We start from the raw sequence: 18,863 nt of genomic DNA, 5'->3' as shown, positions 1-18,863 counted from the left end.
TTCATTCCCTCAAGTTTGGTGATGTACCTGTCCCTCAACGCCCCTAGCTATTCATCCCTCTATTCAGCAATGCCAGATTTACTAGCAATGCCCGCAGCCCAGCTGTATTCCAAAATCGAGTTCGATTGAACTTGAAAACCAGTTTTACCGGCAAAGATTTGCTGTTAACTCGATTATCGGCTGGCAACGTCAAATTATTTGAAGGCGATTTTGTTGATATTAACAATGTGACAATTCCTCTTACTCCTGCGTTGCAATCGGCACAATTTGGGGCTGTTGGTAGCAATAGAGTAAGTCTTGACTGGTTGGCTTACTTTACTAATTTGGGAGATAAGCTAAAAGTCTATATTCCTGCAACGGGTGGTCTTCATTATGACTATTTGCCAACCATTAATCCTGCGTTAGATTCTGGTGATTCAGGAGACACAACACTGTCAATGTTCGGTCAACGTAATCCTATTTATTCAATTGGTGGTGGTACGGGAATTGGGCTTAACTATGCCATTGGCAATGGAATCAATTTAAGTGCAGGTTATTTAGCAGGTAACGCCAATAGTTCAGCGAGTGGCAGCGGTCTATTCAATGGTGATAATAGCTTTCTCGCACAAATTAGCTATGTCTCTAAAAATTCTCCGTTCCAAATTGGTTTGACCTACGTTAATGCGTACAAAAAGTCTGGAGCTATTTTTGATGGAAATGTTGGGCAAGTTGGGCAAATTGGTACTGTTAGTGCAAACAATTCAACACCATTTTCTGATTTAAACGGGAATGCGAAAGTGAATGCATACGGCGTGTCCATTGCTTATCAATTTAGCCCTAAATTTGTCGTAAATACATTTGGTAGCTACATTAACGCAAAAGCACCATCTCCAAAAAGAGATGGAAATGCCGCTGCTGATGCTGATATTTATACTTATGGTTTAGGTCTTTCCTTTCCTGATTTTGCTTGTAAAGGCAACTTGCTTGGGCTTGTCATTGGTGTTCAGCCGTACTTATCATTCACAGGTTTACGCGAACCTTTGCACATTGAAGCATTTTATAAATATAGAGTAAACGATCACATTTCTATCACTCCTGGTGTTATTTGGGTAAGACGTCCTCTTCAAGCGACTTTTGGAGGCACCCTTGATAATAGTGATGCAATTGTTGGCGTTATTCGCACCACTTTTACATTCTGACTACATTCAGACACCTGATTAACTGACAAATCTCAGAATTAATTGCCTAAAACGCCCTTTCCCTAGCCCTCTCCCAATTTCTCCTGGTTGCGAAATCTCTAGCTTTACAAGCTTGTTGAGTAAGTTCCAATTTCCCGGAACAGGCAGGGAAACTAGAGTCGATCGCACTAACGAGAAAGGCTGGCAAGGCGATCAGCAATCCAGATTTTGATGATAGATTGGCGGTTTACTCCAAGCCGTCTAGCTTCTTGATCTAATGCAGCAATCATCCATGTTGGAAAACCGACATCAATGTGCTGTTGTTCGTATCCCGGATGTTTTACTTGAGAGAGATCTAAAAGGTCAGTAATCTTTTCTCCATTATCAAATTTGGTGTCAAATTCGGTTGCTTTCATAAATTTCCACCTCTTCTACTACTACATAGGGAGATCTCATATCAATGAGCCAATTTTCATCAATGACTTCCAATTTGTCGTCTAAAATGAGGCTTAGTTCTCCAATCGTTGTTGCTTGTAATGGGTTCGGGGTAGCTGAATCGGCAGATGGGAGAATGGTAAGAGAGTATTTCAATTGTAGCCAGTTGGTATTACCAGTTTCTTTTGGGGTGAAACCCAAAGAAATGTTAAGCAATTGTGGAATGGGAAGTTGGGTGAAGCGAACCACTTCGTAAAATTGGTCGTCCTCGTCCCAGTAGCCGTTAATTTTTGCTTGACAGCTTTGGAGATGGTGGCTGGCAAACTGGTTGGGGTTGATTTGCTCTAGGGTTTGGGTGACGCTATGCCAGATTGGATGCTCTTGAAGGGTGTTAATCATAGAAATTGCCTCATTAATGATTGGTCATTTTGCCTGGGAAATGAAGGATTCCTTCTACTGTTTTGCCGTGAAATCGGCGATCGCCACCTTTGCCAAGAATTTTAGATTTGAAGTCGTAGTCAGGTTCTTCGGAGGGCACAAGTCCAGTATTGCCTTTGGGTGGCACAAGTCCTTTGGTGATGGCTCGGAGATGTTTACCGACCGCATCGTAGAGGATGCCGAGTTTGATTTGGTGGATACCGAAGGAAATGAGCCTGCCTTCTGAGGATTGGTAGATTTCATCCGGTTGAATCTCTTGCCAGGTGTTGGGTAGTTCAGGTGGTTCGGCTTCACAATCGCTCATGGTGAAGGATAGGGTAACTGGCATCGCTTTATCGTAACAAGCGATCGCTCGTCTTTCCTCAACCGCGATCGCCTCTTTCTCGCTTAAGCCGCAAAAACTCGTCCCACGGTGCTGTCACCCAGGCATTGGTCACAGATTTTGGTTGAAGCTGAACCATCAGTAAAAAATGTGATTTCGATAAAGCCTATCACTGAAAATTTTGAAACGCTTGACTAAATTAGGTTTAGAGTAGTACTTATGTTCTTGTGAGGGAAATGGTGATGCCCCTAATTTACTCAATCTATCGTGTTGCAAACCCTTTTATTCCTCCAACCCTTCAGCCCTTTCGTCTTGCGGCAACAGCGCCAACACCTGATCAACAAATACTTGATGATCAATCACGGGCTTAGAAATGTAACCGTCTGCGCCGCTTTGCTTCAGAAAATTTTCGCGATCGCCCTCCATTGCGTGGGCAGTCACCAAAATAATCGGCAACTGAGCCGTATCAGGATCACTTTTCAACATTTGAGTAATCTTAATTCCATCCACCGACTTACCCTGGTAAACACTGCGCGACAACGACACATCCATTAAAATGATATCCGCCTCGCCCCCTTGGGCAATTTGCATCACCTCATCCACATTCTCGGTATGCTTTACTGCCAATCCGCCTCGCTTTTGCAAAATTTTTGAGAAAACCTTGGCATTCATCAGGTCATCTTCCACAATCAAAACTGTCTTCATCCTATGCTCCTTACTAATGGACTAATGGGTTTTAGCATTACGAAAGTTGGCAAAATAGCAAATAAGACCTTATATCAAGGAATTAGGGCGATCAGTTCTCAAGTTGCCATTATGCTAAATGGTGTCAGTTCTAGATTACACAACGCGCGTGAGAAGTGCAGATAGTAGGAAAAGCTCATGGCTAAACAATTAGATGTGTTTTCTGGTGGACAGGTCATTGCGACTGCTTTGCATACCGAAATGCAACAGTCCTATCTCGAATATGCCATGAGTGTGATCGTCGGGCGTGCCTTGCCAGATGTGCGCGATGGACTTAAACCCGTGCATCGCCGCATTTTATATGCAATGCATGAATTAGGGTTAGTGCCCGATCGCCCCTACCGCAAATGTGCGCGGGTCGTGGGGGATGTGTTGGGCAAATATCATCCGCACGGCGATCAATCGGTTTACGATGCCTTGGTTCGCTTGGTACAAGACTTTTCCAGCCGTTACCCATTACTCGGCGGTCATGGTAACTTTGGCTCCGTGGATGATGACCCACCTGCCGCCATGCGCTACACCGAAACGCGCCTAGCCCCCATTGGCAACGAGGCGCTGCTCACTGAGATTGGCGATGCTACTGTTGATTTCATTGGCAATTTTGATAATTCTCAGCAAGAACCCACGGTTTTGCCCGCCCAACTGCCAATTCTGCTGCTGAATGGTAGTTCGGGAATCGCCGTTGGCATGGCGACTAACATTCCACCCCATAACTTAGGCGAGGTGGTAGATGGCTTGATTGCCTTGATCGACAATCCCGCTTTGCCCGATGAAAAATTGGTGCAACTGATTCCTGGACCCGACTTTCCCACGGGCGGTGAAATCATCGACACCCAGGGCATTTGGGAGGCTTATACAACAGGCAAAGGCAGCGTGCCAGTGCGGGGAGTATCGCAGTTTGAAGAGGTTCCTTTTGGGCGAGGACGAAATCGCCGCATGGCAATCATCGTTACAGAACTGCCATTTCAGGTGAACAAGGCGGGTTGGATTGAGAAAATGGCAGATCTGGTGAACCAGGGCAAGCTAGAGGGAATTGCTGACTTACGAGATGAAAGCGATCGCGATGGCATTCGGGTCGTGATTGAACTGAAGCGCGATATTAATCCGCAAAAAGTTTTGAATGCGCTTTATCGTCAAACTGCTTTGCAAAGCAACTTTGGCATCTCCATGCTGGCATTGGATCAAGGCTTGCCTCGCCAAATGCCGCTGCGAGATATGCTCCAGTGCTTCATTGCCTTTCGCGAAGAAACCCTAACGCGCCGCTATCAGCATCAACTGAACGAAGCCGAAAATCGTCATCACATTGTCCAAGGGTTGCTCATTGCGCTCGAAAATCTGGATGCGGTGATCGAGATTCTGCGCCGTGCGCCCGATGGCAGTACCGCAAAAATTGAGTTTCAGCAGCAGTTTGACCTCAGCGATCGCCAATCCGATGCCATCCTCGCCATGCCGCTACGCCGCCTCACGGGGATTGAGCGAGAAAAATTGCAAACAGAAGCAAACGAACTGACCGCCGAAATGTCGGGATTACAAACGCTGTTGGGCGATCGCCGGGAACTGCTGAAATCGCTGAAAAAAGATCTGAGATCGCTGAAGAAAAAGTTTGGTGATCCGCGTCGCACGAAAATTTTGGCGATCGGCAATCAGCCCTCCACCGAAGCGGAGCCAGAAGCCAAAAGCCAAAACTCAGAAAGGAAAAAATCTCAAGCGATCGACTCTGCACTTCTAACTCAGCACTCCGCACTGAATGACCTTGAAGTCACAGAAACCGTCCTAGAACTGACTCAGCGCGGCTATGCCAGACGCATCACGCCCAAGACTTTTCAACGGCAATCCCGTAACCGCAATGGCGAAACTGCATTAGCAACCTTAACTGAATTAGACGATTTCACTATGCAAACCCAGTTCACCACTACCGCCAACGAAGTGATTACCCTAACTCGCAGTGGCAAAGCCTACGCCACAGGAGTAGAAGACATCCCCCAAGCAACAACACGTTCCAAAGGTGCGCCCTTAATTACCTTGTTGCCTCCTGCCGCCCAAAGCGATCCGGCTGGAATTGTCGGCAGTTTCCTCTTGCCGGATAACTGCGAAGGTCAGAACTTGCTGATTGTCACTCAACAAGGACGAGTCAAGCGCTTACCCCTGGAAGATTTTATGGGCATAACTGGCAGAGGGTTAACGGCTCTCAAGCTCAAGGAAGCGGATCACATTGCCAGCATCGCGATCGCTCAACCCGGTGAACAACTGGTGATGGCTGCATCCAGCGGACGGATGGTGCGCGTGGAGGTGAATGACGACCATCTACCGATGCAAAGCCGCACGGCTCAGGGGCAACTGGTGATGCGATTGGGTAAGCGCGAACGGTTGGTTGGTGCGGCGATCGCGTCTCAGGGCGGGATCTTATTGCTGATGACAGAAAGGGGTTATGCCAAACGAATGCCTGTTGCGATGTTGCGGCTGGCTACTCCAGGCGGCTTAGGTGCCTATGGGATGCAGTTCAAAATAAAAACCGATGCCTTAGCAGGATTGGCAACAGTCCGCTCTGAAACCAAGGTGATGTTACTTACCAACCAAGATCGGATGGTACGCCTTGATTGGGAGTTGGTGCCCATGGAAGGGCGAGATACAGCAGGAGATAGCATCCTTGACCTGGATCAAAACGAAAAAATCGAAACGCTGATCGCTATCCTTCCCCATACCGAATCTGACAGTGCGTGATGATTCTGCAAGTATGGGAAATGTCGCCGTGAGATCGCCCCAATCTATGAATGAGAAGCGCGATCGCTAGAAACCAATGAATGGCTAGTCGTCATCAATAGGCAACCCAGTTAGATAGCAGTTAGGAGATCGCCCTAGCCTTTATTTACTTTTATCTAGCTCTTGAGCTTTTGCTGACCTAGAGTATTGCGTTCCCAAAACACGTTATTTGCATAGCCCTGAATAGTTTTGTCCAATTCTGCCAATTCCAGGCGTTTTTCTGCGAATAAACAATAGTTTTCATTCAGATCGATACCGAGGTAACGCCTGCCTAATTTTTTAGCGACTACAGAGGTGGTGCCGCTGCCCAAAAATGGATCTAAAACGGTATCTCCAACATTCGTGCTGGCAAGAATGAGACGGGCTAAGAGCTTTTCACTTTTTTGGGTAGGATGGTCAGTGTTTTCGGGCATTGACCAAAAGGGAATAGTGATATCAGTCCACAAGTTGGAGGGATGGGTATCGCGAAAGTTGCCAGCGGGGGTTTCTTGCCAGTCTTTGGGCTGACCGTTTTGCCGATAGGGGGCAAGCACTTTACGCCGCAGCTTTACGGCATCTACGTTGAAGGTGTAAATATCGGACATTGTGCAAAACCAGATGTCTTCGCTGGAATTTTTCCAGTTGGATTTGGCTCCTCGCCCTTTTTCCCGCTCCCAGGTGATGCGGTTGCGAACGGTGAAGTGGGCGGCGGCAACGGCAAAAGTGGAGATGGAAGAGAACCAGTCGGCGCAGATGTAAATAGATGCGGTCGGTTTGAGCAGCGGTTTTAGGGTGGCGATCGCGTCATCAAACCAGAGGGTGTAAGCCTCGATAGTCTGGCGAGTAAATCGATTGCCATGAAAGTCTTTAGTCAGGTTATAGGGCGGATCAAGAATCAGTAGATCGACAAAGTTTTTGGGTAAGCGCGGTGCCCACTGCAAGCAATCGCCGAGCAGGGTTCCTTGAGGCGTTTCTTGCCAACCTGATGAGGGTGGTTCTAGGATTAGCCGCGATCGCAATCGATGGCAATCAGCTTCAGTTAGTTCTAAAGTCCGATTTTTAGGAGCGCGGGAGGTCATGCAGTTCCTTTTTTAAGATACTGCTGCACTTCGGTTAAAACTCGTTTCGCGCCATCAAAGGTGAGTCGTGCGATCGCGAGATCGTAGGGTAGCCAATCGTAGGCTTTAATTTCTTCTGGCTGACAGTTAACCGTTGCTACTTGCACAAATGCTGGATAATAAACGACGGTTTTATTAAACTTTTTGCCGTCGCGCGTGTAGGGATATTGCTCTGAAAAGGATGTGTCATCTAGCAAGGTGAAGCTTTTAATGCCTGTTTCTTCTTCAAATTCGCGACAGGCGGCTTGCAACGTTGTTTCACCCGGATCTGCATGTCCTTTTGGAAAACCCCAATGTCCTGCATGGTGCTGAATCAATAGAAATTGAGGTTCATCGCCAGTTTGCAAAATGGGAACGATTCCAAAGGCTTCATCCTTAGCGATATTAAAGTCGTCCATACTGATTTTGTCGCTTTTGAACGATGAGAGTGCTTGTAGACAGCGATCGCTCAGGTCTACCGTGCAATAAATCCACTGATCATACACTTGTTAGACCATTACAACGAATGATTTTTGAAAAATTAGTAGAAGGTTGACTCTAGAGACACGGTGCCTTTTGAAGGATTGCTTCAACAAACTCTTGCTGCTGAATCCGCGCCTGCTTTTGGAGATATGCCATGGCAGTTAGCGCTGCCCAGTGTGCCTCCCAATCGGAGCCAATACAACAGTCTTCAATCACATAAAAATGATAGTCGCGCTGATGGGCATCCACGGCAGTGTAGTGAACACAGACATTGGTCATTGACCCCATTAACACTAAGGTATCAACCTTAAGCCCCCGCAGCAGAATCTCCAGATCAGTGCCAAAAAAGCTGCTGTAGCGGCGTTTGCAGATTGTATATTCTCCCGCGATCGCAGTCAATTCTGGATGTAACTGAGTGCTTTCCCAAGTTTCCAAACAATGCACAGGTTCTGCGCCATCCAGTTCTCGCCCAAAGTCCACCATTTCCGGGCGATGCACCTCCTGCACATGGATGATGGGTATCTTTGCCCCACGCGCTGCCGCCAAAACCTGCTTCGCCTTAGGCAACACCTCCGCTGCCCCCACATAAGCCAACGCGCACTCTCCTGTAAACACCCCCGCCTGAAAATCAATACAGACCACAGCCGTTCGTTGAACATCTAAAGTGAACATAATTAAATTCTCATGGCAATGACGAGTTACGAATGGCGAATGGCGAAATGAACTTAACACTCAAAACTCGAAACTTTCCCTCACACTCTGCATCTCTTCCCTGACTCCCGACCTCTGAAACCTGCCTAACTCCTGCCCTGATCTGCCCAGGGAGTCAGCTTACGAGAAATCCATCTCAGCCCATAGTCAATCACCAAGCCAATGATGCCAATAATGGCAATGCAAAACAGCACTTTTTCAGTTTGCAAAAACCGTTGAGCCTGAATGATTTTGAAGCCCAATCCATTTTGAGCAGCAACCAGTTCGGCGATGATCAAAAAGTTCCAGGCACCAGAAATGTTTACGCGCAGAGTATCGAGAATGCTGGGGAAGGCGGCAGGCATGATCACCTTAAATAAAATATCTCGACGACTCGCACCCAAGGTATACGCCACGTTGATCATTTCGTTGGGAATGAACTTGACGGCATCGGCAACCATGATGGCGTTGTATAGCACGACACCCAGCATGATGATCAGTATTTTGGAGACTTCGCCCAATCCCAGCCAAATCACAATTAGAGGCACAAATGCAGTCACGGGCATATAGCGCACAGTGCCAACTAAGGGCGCAAACAGGTTATCCATACTGTGAAAGGTGCCCATGGCAATGCCTAAGGGAACGCCAATGATGGCAGCGACGAGGAAGCCTGCTAAGACCCGACTGCTGCTCACCAGCACATCAAACAGCAGATTGTCTTCTGTCAACATCTTGATTCCAGCGGCAATGACAACGGTGGGCGCTGGCAGAAATAGAGGAGTAACCAAGCCGCTATAGCTGACTGCCGACCAAATCAATAGAGGGACGATTAAGGAGACGCTGGCGATCGCTAGTGCCAGTCGTTTTGAGAAACCTTGGCGAATGCTCCAGAAAACCGATGGTTCGAGATAGCGATGTTGGCGGACAGTGGGTGCGAGTGCTGCAAAGTTTGATGGGGTCATTAAGTTTTGAGTTTTGAGTTTTGTTCGCGTAGCGTTGATCTAGGAGATATTTTGAGTTTTGAGTTTGAATAAGACTGAAAATAAAAATTCTGTTCCCTATTCCCTGCTTCCTGTTTCCTGCCCCCTGATTAAAAGAATTTTAGGTAGCGTTGAATTTCCCAGTCGGAGATGTGGGTGTGATAGTCTTCCCACTCTTGGGACTTGAATTGAATGTAGGTGTTGTACATCAGGGTGCCGAATGTGGTTTCGCTGAGGGGGTCGCTGGCAAAGGCGGCGATCGCTTCACTCAAGTTGCGGGGCAAACATTGGATTCCCATAGTGGCGAGTTGTTCCAGGCTATAGCTGTACATGTTTTCGGTGTGGGGTTCTCCCGGATCTAGCCCGTCCCGAATGCCTTCTAATCCGGCGGCTAAAATAACCGCTGCCCCTAGGTAAGGATTGCTGGAAATGTCGGCGGCGCGGCATTCTACCCGTCCACCTGCCAGGGGAATCCGGAGCAGGTTGGTACGGTTGTTGTTGCCATAGCAGCGATAGACAGGTGCCCAGGTGAAGCCCGACATACTACCTCTGGCGACGAGACGTTTATAGCTATTGACCGTGGGAGCAATCACGGCGCAGATCGCAGGAGCGTGTTTGAGGATGCCTGCAATAAATTGGTAGCCTAACTTGGAGAGTTTGCAGCCGCGTGGATCGTCGGAGTCGTAAAACAGGTTGGTTCCGGTGTTGATGTCGGCTAGGGACATGTTGTAGTGGGCACCGCTGCCCGTGCGATTAGCAAAGGGTTTGGGCATGAAGGTGGCAAAGAAGCCGTGTTTCCGAGCAATTTCCTTGACCATGAGCCGGAAGAAGGTGAACCGATCTGCCATTTTGAGGGCATCGCAGTAGGCAAAGTCGGTTTCAAATTGTCCATTGCCGTCTTCGTGATCGAAGGAGTACACATCCCAGCCGAGGCTGTTCATGGCTTCTACGATTTCGGTGATCCAGGTGTAGTTATCCAACAGTCCTTGCAGGTCGTAGCAGGGTTTTGCGAGGGTGTCGCGATCGCTCACCGGAACGGACTTACCGTCAGTTTCCTTGAGCATAAAAAACTCTGTTTCAATCCCCAGATTGAAGGTAAACCCCATGCCTGCCGCTTCCGCCAATACTTTTTTGAGGATGCCCCGACAGCAAGCTTCAAAGGGTTCTCCTTTCAAATACAAATCACTGGCAAACCAAGCGACTTCTGGCTTCCAGGGCAAAATTGTCACCGAGTTAGGGTCGGGGTAGGTTGCCACCTCTTCATCGCTGATATCTTGGGGTACACCGTCGAGAGCCGCCCCGGTAAACAGTTCTGACCCTGCCATCATTTGCCCAAAATGAGATAACGGCACGGATTTTGCCTTACACATCCCGTGGATATCCACAAAGCTGGCAAGGGCATATTTCACGCCTTGGGCTTCCAAGTCTGCTTTCAAATCCTGTATTTGAGCCGTTAGGGTTTCTGTCATTGAGTTTTCAATCCTGTTCTTTTACAAAAAGGGTGATCGCTTCTGCGTCACTTGCCATTCGCCATTCGCCACTCACCTCTCGCCATTCGTCATTCGTCATCCCCTCAGACGGACATCCGGGTTGGCGACGATGCTCTAGATACTCGCTGATAATTTGGTAATAGCGATCGCGTCCAAAAATGGGATAGTGACCGGGATACACCGTTTCAACAGGCAGTTTTTCTAGGCGATCGTAGGTGTTGAGGTAGGTGGGGATATGGCTGCAATGCAGTTCATCCAGCAGTTCTCCGTCGTAGATTACATCGCCGGAAAAAAGCTCTTGGGAGTGTGGGTCGTATAGGGCAATACATCCGGCGGAATGCCCCGGCAGGTGCAGCACTTCAAAGGCGCGATCGCCCAGATCCAACACATCCCCTTCCTGCAAAATCTGGGTGGGTTCAGTTCCGTGGAGCGTATATTGCTCAACAGTAAAGTTCTCATGGGGCAAGCATTCAAAGTGTTCATCTTTTACCCAACCCTGCTCTGGCGTACAAAGTGCCTCGTGGTCATCTCCCTGACTCAACGCCTCCGCTTCCGCTGCATGGATAGCCCGCTGTTCAAATTCATGCATTCCACCTGCATGGTCAAAGTGAATATGAGACGCGATCGCCAGCAGTGGTTTATCCAATAGCGAGGCGATGTAGTTCCGCAAACTAGCAACACCCAGCCCTGTGTCAATCAACAAATCCTGCGATCGCCCCTTAATCAGCCAAAGATTGGCGCGGTTATACCAGTAATAGTGAGGTTCTGTAATCAAATACAATCCCTCTTGAATACATTGGGTTGAAAACCAATCTTTGCAGACCGACTTAGGAGACATAGGAACAGGCTTTAAGTTGTAGGGTTCAATAGTACAGAGTCACGAATTGAGAGTAAGTTTCTTAACCGCTTACCTCTCACCCCTCGCCTCTCACCTTTTATCAACTCATCGATTTCACAATCGAGTCGTCATATAAAGACTCGACTTTGAGTGGTTGAGGCACAATTTTGAAGTCGTAGGCGGCTTTTGCCGTGAGTTCCAGGTTACCAATCAGGCTGTTGGGATCTGCCTTGTTAAAAGCAACTGTTTGGTTACCTTTCAGGTCAAATAATTTTGCGCCCTGCAATTGCTCTTTCACCTCGTCTCCCGAAACGCCTAGTTTGGCACCTGAAATTTTGAACGCCTCTGGATCGTTGGCATTCAACAGTTGCACCGCTTTATCGACCGCCCGAAAATAGGCTTGCAGGTCGGTTTTGCGAGACTGAATCAGCGGCTCACGGGCAATCACCACATCGGCAATCAGGTTAGTCCCTTTGGTGGAGAAGACCACTTCGCCAGCGCCTTGTTTTGCGGCTTTGGTTAAGTAGGGTTCATAGGAAACCGCCATATCAACCCGTTTCGCTCCAAAAGCAGCGGCAGCATCAGCGGCGGCTAGATTTTTGATGGTCACGTCTTTCTCAGTTAGCCCTGCTTTTTGTAAGTACGCTTCCAGTAAAATCTTTTGAAACAAGATATCTTCACGACCCACGGTTTTGCCTTTGGCATCTTGGGGTGAGGTAATATCCCTTCCCAGAATGCCATCTGCGCCGTTGGAGTAATCCACCAGGTAAATGATTTTGACGGTGGGATCTTTTGCCAAGATTTGAATGGCATCCCCAGAGGTCAACCAGGCGAGATCAACTTTGCCAGCCAAAAAGGACGTGATCTGTTCGGTATTACTTTGAAAGAAGAGATCTTGGACGTTGAGCTTTTCGTCTTTGAAAAAGTTTTTGCCGACCGCCACATGGTGCCCTGAATAGCCAACCCAGTTGTTGGTAGCAGAAACGAGGGGCTGAGATTGGGGCGCGTTGGCATTGGGTTGCTGAGAACAGGCGACGACAAGTAGCAGGGACGCGATCGCAAGAGAGAGCGATCTCACAATGGCAGAGAACTTAGGCATAACAGCAGTATTGTAAGGAAGGAATGGGTCAAATTAAACGGCGATCGCGTCGCCGCGTAGGGCATGAATCACCTGACGTTTGATGGCAACAAACTCCGGTGAAAGCTTGATATCCAGTTCTCGGTGATCGGGTAAGGGAATGGGAATTTCTGAATGCATCCGCCCCGGACGAGAACTCATCACGTAAATCCGCTGAGATAGGTAAATCGCTTCTTCGACATCGTGGGTAATCATCAAGATAGTGACATGGGTTTGCTCCCAAAGATTGAGTAAAAACTGCTGCATTTGCTCTTTCGTTTGAGCATCCAGCGCCCCGAAGGGTTCATCCATCAGTAAAACGGCGGGTTCGTTTGCCAGGGCACGGGCGATCGCCACTCGCTGTTTCATACCACCCGATAGCTGCTTCGGAAACGCATCGGCAAAGGGCACCAACCCAACCACATCCAAAAAATAATGAACGCGATCGCGTTGCTCTGCTTTGGGTAATTTTTGCAGTTGCAGCCCAAAGGCGATATTTTGAGCCACCGTCAGCCAAGGATAGAGCGTGTAGCCCTGAAACACCATGCCGCGATCGGAGCCAGGACGACCCGTGACCGATTGTCCGTCCACCAACACCTGCCCCGCCGAAGGCGCAATCAAACCCGCAATGATATTCAGCAGCGTAGACTTGCCACACCCTGATGAACCGACCAAACATACGAGTTCTCTTGGATAAACCTGAAACTGGATATTTTCCAAGACGGACAACTTGCCCCCCGTGCCTAGATAAACTTTGCTGATATTTTGAATCTCCAGTTTTGCGATCGCGATCGGTGGGCTAGATTGGTCTGGCATGGCTACAGGGTCTGGATATTTCATCGCTTAAACTTTTTGAAGGAATACAGTTTTATAGCAATACAAGGAAAAGTCAAACCAACAACCGTCCGTTATTCCTTATTTCTACAAAGAGCTTTGTGTCCCAATATATTCCTCCGTTGCCATAATCTAGCTATCAAAATTTTCTCAATAAAAAAGCCCAAGAGAGCCACAATCTGTTGAGCGATTGCCAGCTTCTCCCGGGCTTTTTTCCCGCCGTGTAACCCTCATATAAAGTGCCATGAGCAAGTTAAAGAGGGCTTGCCTCTCTCGGACCAGACGTTTAATTAGCTACCTAACTAAACCGGAACCCTAGAGGCTAATTCATTTAAAATCTTAAGCTTAGGCATACCAACCCTACAAAATTGAAGCTGTATCAAAAGCCACACATTTATCAGATTAATCAGCCCTCCCTTCCCGATAATCTGCCGAAATGCTTTACTTTCGGACTTCTTTAGAAGGGCTAAATTAAGTTGTATTAACCCTAAGAGTAGAGAAATAAGGCGATCGCCGTTCGACTCAATCAGCCTCTCTATTTGTTCATCTGGTTTAGCAACCACAACGCCGACACAATCCCGACAAACTGTGCCAAAATCACGTTGATACTTGCTTGCACAACGAAAGTATCCGCAGGTTGAATAAAGCGCGATGGGTCAGTATTGACAAAGCCCCCAATTCCCTGGCTCAGTGCCTTGCTCACTAGCAACCCCACCACGGTTTCCGCGCCTAAAATCGCCAGCAGCATCCCCACCAAACTAATCATTAAACCAAAACGAATCGCTTGAATCGTTTCAGACTTCTTCGGACGCACCGTTTTATCACTGCCCAACCTGCGCCCATAAGCAACATAGCGGCTGAGCGCCCAAAACATATTGAAGCCCAAAAGCCCCAGCCCAATAATTGTTAAAATACCCCCAATCCCTGTGCCTGGGTTCGTGGAAGTTGACCCTGCACTGCGACCTGCTGCCACAGCAAAAATTAATGTAATAGTAGAAACTACCGTTAGAACCAATTGCACCCAAAAGCTAACCCAGCCTGTGAGCCTAAAAGCTTTAGCAATTTGCTGAATGGTGGGTGACGGACCACCAGAAAAACCTGTTTTATTCATACCCACTGTTTTAAGCGCTCCATCCAAAGCATCCTAGCGAATGTCAGCCGTTAGAGGAGCAAAACCTGCATGGCTATAGTGTCGCATGGAGACTGAACCTTTAGTTTATCCAGAACTTAATTCAGTCCAATCCAGAATTCTTTAGCTTCAAATTAGAAAGCTTGGTAGCGGTGGGCAGTATATTGATCTCGTAAGTCATTTGTCTCAGTCGTTGGATAGAAATTCTGGTTGATAGCTTCATTAAGAGTTTTGAATTTTTTGTTTGTGGGAATCAGATTGATTTATGTCCACTACCCGTCCGCCTAAAAACCTTACCCCAGAGCTTCCCCCACTAAAAGTGTTAATTGTGGAAGATGATCCCATGATGCAGTTGGGGTTAGAGCAAACTCTGGGAGAGTATCCCCAATTAACGATCGTGGGTCAAGCAGGCGATGGTTATCTAGCCGTGGAAATGGCAAAATCTTTGAAGCCAGACATTATTGTGATGGACATTGGCTTACCTCGACAAGATGGCATTGCCGCAACGCAGCAGATTAAGGCGATTTTGCCAGAAATTCATATTGTTATCCTCACGTCGCACATGACTGAAATTGAGGTGATTGCTGCGCTTTCTAGCGGTGCAGATGCTTTTTGCATTAAGGGAACCAATGTGGATCGATTAATTGCCGCGATCGCCGCTGCCCAAGAAGGGGCAACCTATCTCGATCCCCAAATCGCCCGTCGCGTCATCGAACATCTCAAGCCGCCCACATCACAAACCGTTGTTGGACGACTTTCTCAGCGCGAAATGGAAGTATTGAAACTCATGGTTGATGGCTACAGCAACCATGAAATCGCAACAGCCCTTTACCTGAGCCCCAACACCATCAAAACCCATATTCGAGGCATCATGAACAAGCTCGCCGTGGATGACAGAGTGCAAGCCGCCGTCGTTGCCCTACGAGCCGGACTGGTTTAATCGGGCGATCGACAAGATGATCCATATGCTACGTTGTGGGGTCTTCATATAAACCTATGAGAAAAGGTTGCGTCCCCTCGTCTAAATAATCTCTAAAAAATGCATAATATAAGAGATTTTCAGGCATCACCCGGAAAAAATGTTTTCCCTCAGTAAGTAAAATTAGCCCATTAAGTGGATGTTGTTTTCTACAGCTATTGCTAAGGTTAGGGAACAAAGCTATCCACTGGGCGTTCTCACAGTTTACGCTCAATGCTTATCGCTTGTTTAGATGGTAAAAAACATGAAGTTTGAAGATATCTATCGCTTTTTCCAAGCACCGCCGCCTTTCTATCTCAACAAAGAACTTGCAGTTTGCTATGTTCTTGCCGTCCTTATTCGGGGAGATTCCTATGGAACTGAACTCATTCAGCTTCTCGAAAATGAAAGTAATGCCTATCGCCTGTCCGACACAGTTCTTTACAGTGCTTTAAAGTTTCTTGAAGAGGAGGGAATTATTGTTGGGTATTGGAAAAAAGTTGAGGGAAGAGGTCGCCCACGCCGGATGTATCAAATCCAAGACGATGCTCAGCAACATGCTCAAGAGCTTTCCCATCTTTGGCAAGAGTATGTTCAGCGTTCTAACACCACGCCTCAATCATCTGAGTTAGCCCACAGCTAGGAATGAATAGGTAAATTCTGTTATGGGTGTTCCTGTTCTGTCATCAACGGTATTTTTAACCGTACTGATGTTAGTTGGGCTGGTATTCTTTATCCGTGCTTCAGTTAAAGATCGAACTCAGGCGCTTTCGTTCACCTCGGAGCAACCTGAGGCAGCCTTGGCAAATCAGTTACAACGCTATTTCACTCAACGTGCTTATCAAGTAACAACGGTTGATAACGAGGAGAACAAAATTACATTTGAAGGGATTGTTCGTCCTAGCGTTTTTCTAGCAATATTTCTAGTGATGCTAGCGGTAGTTGGAACGCTGTGTCTATCACTCATATTAGTGATCTCATTTCCTAGTTTGTCTAGGGGCGCTTTTCTACCAATAGTTCTTTCTCCGCTTGCAGGGTTCTTTTACTGGCGAAAAGCAAAGCGTCCTGAGAAAGTTGTGCTTAAGCTTGAAGCCGCTTCAAAGGATCTCTCTACTTCTCAAAGTTTACTGACCGTCATTGCCCATCGCGATGAATTACTAGAGCTCCAACGGGCACTCCCCTTGAAACTTGCTGAATAGGTTTTGTTTTCATATTCCCTAACAAGTAGTCCCGCTCAGAAGATTCTGAGTGGGACTACTTGTTAGAGAAAAATTTCTCTGCTCTATTCAAGCGTTCCGTGCAGACATTACCATCTCCAGCGGAACTTCATCATCAGGTGGTCTTAAGCTAGGAAAAAGGAAATGATTTTCTTCGACGTACTGCGCGCCAAAAAGCCCTTTCTCTGCCCAGAAGTACCGATCCGTGGTATGCTCGTTTCGCTTAACGAGTAAGAGAGCAGGCGGAAGAATTCCTTCTGAATGAATAAATTTGCGGGCTGCCGTTACCGGCTTATCTTCCCCACATTCGATGCTGAACTGTGGTATGTGCTCAAGAATTCTGCGACCCTCTTGCCGACGGCGGCTTTTACGCTTGCGTCTCCTTGCCAATCCCGCTACCCCCTTAACTAATGACTCTATTTAAGTGTAGTTTTAGTTACAAAACCCGTCGCAAGTATATCGATTTAGCTCAAAAATTACAATTTGTTTTAACCCATTGATACAAAGACTACATCTTTCCAAAAAAACAGGTAAAAATACTCGTACCGACCTAAAGCAATGTTTGAGCTTTTTAAGGTAGGCATTTTAGAAGTATAAAAAGTGGTCATTGGCATGTTGATGCCCATTAGTTCTGAGTTTATTGCGCTTTGTCGATCGCAAATTTCGCTACTGACCCAAGCAGTTGGCGCATCGGTGAGTGTTGTTTATATTAACCAAGAGCGAGGTGAGGGGGCTTCAATCCAGTTGGTGCCGATCGCTGTTTATCCTGATGGTATTGATTTACGCGAACTTGAGATGCCGTTCTTACCGGATGGAAGTCTATCTTCATCTTCCATTCAATTGTCGAGAGGTAAGATGCTGCCTCAAGCCGAGAACACTGGAAGCAATGACCTTGTAGCGAATGACTTTGTAGCGGCGGAAAAATCAAATCTGTTGCCTTCGGAGATGCCTTCATTTCAGCCGATCGCAGAAAAATCTTCTCTAGCAAATCAGCGTCAAATCGTGATGCCGTTGATGCATGAAGAAATGATGTTGGGATTGCTAGTGACTCAGCGAGACGATCGCGCTTGGACTGCCTGGGAAGAGTCGCAGGTACATGAAGTCGCAACGTCGATTGCGATTGCCTGTGTTTTAGATCAACGGTATCAATGGATGAATCGAGATCGACAGCAGGAACATGCCTTGCGAATTCAGCAGCACGACATGATAGACAATCTGCTGCATCAATTTCGTAACTCTCTCACCGCCTTACAAACATTTGGCAAGCTGATGATCAAACGGCTGCTACCCGGGCAGACTCACGATATTGCTACGAATATGGTGCGAGAAGCCACTCGCCTTCAAGAACTGTCCCAACAAATTGAGTTAGTCACTGGCATCAGCCCCCCCCAACAGCTAGCGCTTCCTCCCACCTTGGATAATCCTCAAAGCCCGGTTCAGCCATTAGGCGATGCGGTGATTGAGGTGCAAACAATTCCTCTTTTGCCAACAGCAGGTTTTTTGGTAGGCGCTGCTTTCCCGTTAGAACGATGCTTAGTAGAGTCTGTCATTAAGCCTTTAATTGCCTCTATTAGAACGCTTGCAGAAGGGAAAGGACAAACGTTACACAGTCAAATTTCAGATGACCTGCCGCCTGTATGGGCAAATCCTCAAGCGTTGCGAGAAGTGTTGCACAATTTACTTGAAAATGCGGTGAAATATACACCCAATAATGGTCATATTTTCATTGCAGCTATTGCCCATGAGTTTGATGCCCATGAGTCTGAAACTGAGCTTAGCGTTGAATCCGCCAGTCATTTATCTTGGCTAGAAATTGCGATTACAGATACCGGATTTGGGATTCCTCAGCAAGATTTGCCCCATTTGTTTGAGCGGCATTATCGCGGAGTGCAAGCTGAAGGAAGCATTCCTGGAAGTGGTTTGGGGTTGGCGATCGCAAAAACGCTGATTGAACAAATGCATGGCACGATTCAAGTGATGAGTCCGGCTGATTTAACTAGAATCGATACTGCTGAATTTGCGTCTAAATTTGCATCGATGTTTATGGATAGACCTGGTACTACTTTTGTGGTGCAGCTTGCGATCGCGATCGACCCTTTAGATGATTAGGTTTCAGCCAAAAATATAAATACTAAAAAAAGCTAGAGGTCTAAATATTTAGACCTCTAGCTTTGAACTATACACTCATGCGATCG

At 47.3% G+C, this 18,863-nt stretch carries 20 protein-coding genes and 1 riboswitch; of the genes, 6 read left to right on the top strand and 14 right to left on the bottom strand.

Translation table 11 applies throughout. From position 1 onward, the window contains the following. The first annotated feature begins 53 nt into the window (after nucleotides 1-53). Nucleotides 54-1,178, top strand: coding sequence for an iron uptake porin (locus AB3R30_RS22315; RefSeq protein ID WP_458651417.1), 1,125 nt, complete (start codon nucleotides 54-56; stop codon nucleotides 1,176-1,178). A 167-nt stretch (nucleotides 1,179-1,345) separates the two neighbouring features. On the opposite strand, the gene brnA is transcribed toward AB3R30_RS22315, so the two are convergent. The 4 genes from brnA to AB3R30_RS22295 all read right to left on the bottom strand — a co-directional run bounded on the left by brnA (nucleotide 1,346) and on the right by AB3R30_RS22295 (nucleotide 3,057). After that, entirely contained in the window at nucleotides 1,346-1,573 is a 228-nt protein-coding gene (gene brnA / locus AB3R30_RS22310) for a type II toxin-antitoxin system BrnA family antitoxin (RefSeq protein ID WP_458651415.1), read from the bottom strand. Further along, nucleotides 1,554-1,991 carry a hypothetical protein gene (locus AB3R30_RS22305; protein ID WP_458651414.1) on the bottom strand — a complete coding sequence of 146 codons (438 nt, stop codon included), beginning with the start codon at nucleotides 1,989-1,991 and terminating at the stop codon, nucleotides 1,554-1,556. Before AB3R30_RS22305 ends, brnA begins: the two co-directional genes overlap by 20 nt. A gap of 13 nt (nucleotides 1,992-2,004) precedes the next feature. Next, entirely contained in the window at nucleotides 2,005-2,358 is a 354-nt protein-coding gene (locus AB3R30_RS22300) for a hypothetical protein (protein WP_458651413.1), read from the bottom strand. Nucleotides 2,359-2,634: 276 nt separating this feature from the next. After that, nucleotides 2,635-3,057, bottom strand: coding sequence for a response regulator (locus AB3R30_RS22295; RefSeq protein ID WP_458651412.1), 423 nt, complete (start codon nucleotides 3,055-3,057; stop codon nucleotides 2,635-2,637). A 177-nt stretch (nucleotides 3,058-3,234) separates the two neighbouring features. Between AB3R30_RS22295 and gyrA the strand changes: the two genes are divergently transcribed. Next, nucleotides 3,235-5,817, top strand: coding sequence for a DNA topoisomerase (ATP-hydrolyzing) subunit A (gyrA, locus tag AB3R30_RS22290; RefSeq protein WP_458651411.1), 2,583 nt, complete (start codon nucleotides 3,235-3,237; stop codon nucleotides 5,815-5,817). Nucleotides 5,818-5,972: 155 nt separating this feature from the next. Here the strand turns inward: gyrA and AB3R30_RS22285 are convergent, their stop codons facing one another. From AB3R30_RS22285 to AB3R30_RS22245, 9 genes are all read right to left on the bottom strand, one after another. After that, nucleotides 5,973-6,914: a DNA-methyltransferase gene (locus AB3R30_RS22285; RefSeq protein WP_458651410.1), complete on the bottom strand. Its 942-nt coding sequence runs from the start codon at nucleotides 6,912-6,914 to the stop codon at nucleotides 5,973-5,975. Then, complete coding sequence (locus tag AB3R30_RS22280; RefSeq protein ID WP_458651409.1) at nucleotides 6,911-7,438, bottom strand: bis(5'-nucleosyl)-tetraphosphatase; 528 nt, start codon at nucleotides 7,436-7,438, stop codon at nucleotides 6,911-6,913. Before AB3R30_RS22280 ends, AB3R30_RS22285 begins: the two co-directional genes overlap by 4 nt. A gap of 52 nt (nucleotides 7,439-7,490) precedes the next feature. Continuing rightward, a complete protein-coding gene (locus tag AB3R30_RS22275) occupies nucleotides 7,491-8,087 on the bottom strand; it encodes a cysteine hydrolase family protein (protein WP_458651408.1) in 597 nt (198 codons plus the stop codon). A 125-nt stretch (nucleotides 8,088-8,212) separates the two neighbouring features. Further along, nucleotides 8,213-9,067 (bottom strand): ABC transporter permease, encoded by an 855-nt coding sequence (locus AB3R30_RS22270; protein ID WP_458651407.1) that lies wholly within the window; start codon nucleotides 9,065-9,067, stop codon nucleotides 8,213-8,215. A 128-nt stretch (nucleotides 9,068-9,195) separates the two neighbouring features. After that, on the bottom strand, nucleotides 9,196-10,554 hold the full coding sequence (glnT, locus tag AB3R30_RS22265; RefSeq protein ID WP_458651406.1) for a type III glutamate--ammonia ligase: 1,359 nt from the start codon (nucleotides 10,552-10,554) through the stop codon (nucleotides 9,196-9,198). A gap of 7 nt (nucleotides 10,555-10,561) precedes the next feature. Next, on the bottom strand, nucleotides 10,562-11,413 hold the full coding sequence (locus tag AB3R30_RS22260; protein ID WP_458651405.1) for an MBL fold metallo-hydrolase: 852 nt from the start codon (nucleotides 11,411-11,413) through the stop codon (nucleotides 10,562-10,564). A gap of 100 nt (nucleotides 11,414-11,513) precedes the next feature. After that, nucleotides 11,514-12,512, bottom strand: a complete 999-nt coding sequence (locus AB3R30_RS22255) for an ABC transporter substrate-binding protein (protein WP_458651404.1) — start codon at nucleotides 12,510-12,512, stop codon at nucleotides 11,514-11,516. A gap of 33 nt (nucleotides 12,513-12,545) precedes the next feature. Then, nucleotides 12,546-13,370, bottom strand: a complete 825-nt coding sequence (locus AB3R30_RS22250; protein WP_458651403.1) for an ABC transporter ATP-binding protein — start codon at nucleotides 13,368-13,370, stop codon at nucleotides 12,546-12,548. A 192-nt stretch (nucleotides 13,371-13,562) separates the two neighbouring features. After that, nucleotides 13,563-13,694, bottom strand: a riboswitch (guanidine-I (ykkC/yxkD leader). 205 nt (nucleotides 13,695-13,899) lie between these two features. Further along, nucleotides 13,900-14,475, bottom strand: a complete 576-nt coding sequence (locus AB3R30_RS22245) for a DUF3611 family protein (RefSeq protein WP_458651416.1) — start codon at nucleotides 14,473-14,475, stop codon at nucleotides 13,900-13,902. A gap of 283 nt (nucleotides 14,476-14,758) precedes the next feature. Between AB3R30_RS22245 and AB3R30_RS22240 the strand changes: the two genes are divergently transcribed. The 3 genes from AB3R30_RS22240 to AB3R30_RS22230 all read left to right on the top strand — a co-directional run bounded on the left by AB3R30_RS22240 (nucleotide 14,759) and on the right by AB3R30_RS22230 (nucleotide 16,650). Beyond that, nucleotides 14,759-15,433, top strand: coding sequence for a response regulator transcription factor (locus tag AB3R30_RS22240; protein ID WP_458651402.1), 675 nt, complete (start codon nucleotides 14,759-14,761; stop codon nucleotides 15,431-15,433). Between the two features lie 283 nt (nucleotides 15,434-15,716). Beyond that, nucleotides 15,717-16,094 (top strand): PadR family transcriptional regulator, encoded by a 378-nt coding sequence (locus AB3R30_RS22235; RefSeq protein ID WP_458651401.1) that lies wholly within the window; start codon nucleotides 15,717-15,719, stop codon nucleotides 16,092-16,094. 22 nt (nucleotides 16,095-16,116) lie between these two features. Further along, nucleotides 16,117-16,650: a cofactor assembly of complex C subunit B gene (locus AB3R30_RS22230; RefSeq protein WP_458651400.1), complete on the top strand. Its 534-nt coding sequence runs from the start codon at nucleotides 16,117-16,119 to the stop codon at nucleotides 16,648-16,650. Between the two features lie 87 nt (nucleotides 16,651-16,737). Here the strand turns inward: AB3R30_RS22230 and AB3R30_RS22225 are convergent, their stop codons facing one another. Then, nucleotides 16,738-17,058: a DUF3155 domain-containing protein gene (locus tag AB3R30_RS22225; protein ID WP_458651399.1), complete on the bottom strand. Its 321-nt coding sequence runs from the start codon at nucleotides 17,056-17,058 to the stop codon at nucleotides 16,738-16,740. Between the two features lie 222 nt (nucleotides 17,059-17,280). Here AB3R30_RS22225 and AB3R30_RS22220 point away from each other — a divergent pair, with 222 nt between their 5' ends. Further along, entirely contained in the window at nucleotides 17,281-18,777 is a 1,497-nt protein-coding gene (locus AB3R30_RS22220; protein WP_458651398.1) for a GAF domain-containing sensor histidine kinase, read from the top strand. Nucleotides 18,778-18,863 lie beyond the last annotated feature (86 nt).

The organism is Sivoneniella epilithica UHCC 1019 (assembly GCF_040830845.1).
Classification (GTDB): Bacteria; Cyanobacteriota; Cyanobacteriia; order Leptolyngbyales; family Leptolyngbyaceae; genus ULC077BIN1.
Note: the sequence above shows the minus strand (reverse complement) of the source record. Positions and strands in the feature narration are given on the sequence as shown.